The following is a 2,130-nucleotide window of genomic DNA, read 5'->3' as shown; positions in this document are numbered from 1 at the left end:
TTTATATGCATTAAATTGTTTTGGCCTACTTTCTGCTGATATTCATTCGAATTAGCTTTTAAATCGAACATGAGAATCGCAATGGCTCGGACCAGCAGTACTAAGTATCAAGAAACCTATTCTGCAAAGCATTCTTCCGCGACTGGAGTCGGTTTGCAAAAGGCCGTTGAGCGAGTTGATGATGAGCTGCCAGCATCAAAGGTTCTAAAGTTAGATGCCGTGCATCCATCTTCTTATCGCGAACTGGAAGAGCGCGTTGTTGCGCTAAAAAGCGAGTTGTCTCTCGCAGAATCCAATACCGCCCAGCAAGAAAAAGAGAAACAAGCCCTTGAGCATCGACATTCCGCGTTGCTTGAGGTTCTCCCTGCGGGTGTTGTGGTGCTCGACGGAAAGGGTTTCATTAGTGAATACAATCCCGCAGCCATTGAACTTCTGGGTGAGCCTCTTGAGGGAGAGCGCTGGCTCGACGTGATTACCCGTTGTTTCGCACCAAAACATGATGATGGCCACGAGGTCTCGTTGAAGGACGGACGAAGACTGCACATTAAAACGCGCTCGCTCAAGTCCGGCGATGGTCAGCTGATACTTCTGAGCGACTTAACGGAAACGCGAGCGCTACAAGAGCGTGTCAGCCGCACTGAGCGATTAGGCTCTCTCGGTAAAATGGTTGCTAGTCTTGCTCACCAAATTCGCACGCCGTTATCTACCGCAATGCTATATGCAGGTCACTTGCGTCGGCCTGAGATGAGCACTGAAATGCGCATTGATTGTGCAGAAAAGCTGCTGTCGCGCCTAGCGCATCTTGAACATCAAATTCGAGACATGCTGGTCTTTGCCAAGGGTGAAACGCGGCTCGCAGAGCAGGTTAGTGTCCGTCAATTTTTTGAGAGTTTGCATGCGGCAGCGACACCGCTGGTCGAAAAATACAATGTCAAAACAACCTGGCATAACGAGTCAAAAGGCCAGATTTTATGTAATCAGGAAACGCTGGTTGGCGCATGTATGAACTTGATTAATAACAGCATCGAGGCGCATGAGAGTCAAACACGAGACCGGCAGTTAGAAATCAGTATTGAATCGGCTGATGCGGAAGGTCGGTTTGCTTGTATCCAAATCTGTGACAATGGTCCGGGCATACCGAGAAGTCTGGAAAAGAAAATTCACGAACCATTTTTTACAACAAAATCTCAGGGGACCGGCCTAGGGCTTGCGGTTGTGCAGGCTGTGATCAAGGCTCATAAAGGTCAATTTTCCCTCCGCTCCGGAGCTGAGGGGGCAGTGGCAACGATCTTGATTCCACTGTTTAAGCCGGAGCAGTCTCCACTCAAATCTACGCTAGCAAGAGAGGTGTCATCATGAACACGCCAAACGTATTAATAGTTGAAGACGATCGAGAGTTGCGCGAAGCCTTATGCACCACTCTTCAGCTAGCAGGGATGAAATATTTTGAAGCGGACTGTGCAGAGAATGCCTTAGTTGCGCTAGAGAAACGTAACTTCGACATTGTTGTCAGCGATGTCAATATGCCGGGTATGAGTGGCCATGAGCTGCTGGCTCAGGTGAAGTCTAAGGTGCCAGGCTTGCCAATGATGCTGATAACGGCATTTGGACAAATTAAGGATGCGGTAGATGCAATGCAGGCCGGGGCGGATGACTATCTGGTTAAGCCGTTTGAGCCGCAAACACTTATTGAGTCGATCGAACGCATTGTCGGTGGAAATCAGAATACCGAGATTAGCGACGAGCCGGTTGCGAGCTCGGCCTTCACCAAAGAATTTTTCAAGGTGGCGCGTAAAGTCGCTAAGACTGAATCCACCGTCATGATCTCTGGTGAAAGTGGGACCGGTAAAGAGGTTTTGGCGCGTTACATTCACCGCCATTCTCCAAGAAAAAACAAGCCATTTGTTGCGATCAACTGTGCTGCCATTCCTGAAAATATGTTGGAAGCCATGTTGTTTGGTCATGAAAAGGGCGCGTTTACGGGCGCATATAACAGCTCTCCCGGCAAGTTTGAGCAGGCAAATGGGGGTACCTTGCTACTCGACGAGGTTTCAGAAATGGATCTCGGCTTGCAGGCAAAGCTATTGCGCGTATTGCAGGAGCGAGAGGTTGAGCGTGTTGGAGGTAAGA

At 49.1% G+C, this 2,130-nt stretch carries 2 protein-coding genes; both read left to right on the top strand.

Annotation, left to right across the window (positions count from 1 at the left end; genetic code table 11):
• Nucleotides 1-81: 81 nt before the first annotated feature.
• A complete protein-coding gene (locus tag A3751_RS15540) occupies nt 82-1,359 on the top strand; it encodes a PAS domain-containing sensor histidine kinase (protein ID WP_082863301.1) in 1,278 nt (425 codons plus the stop codon).
• Nucleotides 1,356-2,130 (top strand): sigma-54 dependent transcriptional regulator (locus A3751_RS15535; RefSeq protein WP_156492521.1); only part of this gene is annotated, 775 nt, incomplete at its 3' end. The genes A3751_RS15540 and A3751_RS15535, both read left to right, overlap by 4 nt.

The organism is Oleiphilus sp. HI0080 (genome assembly GCF_001635135.1).
This window is presented reverse-complemented; position numbering and strand designations above follow the sequence as displayed.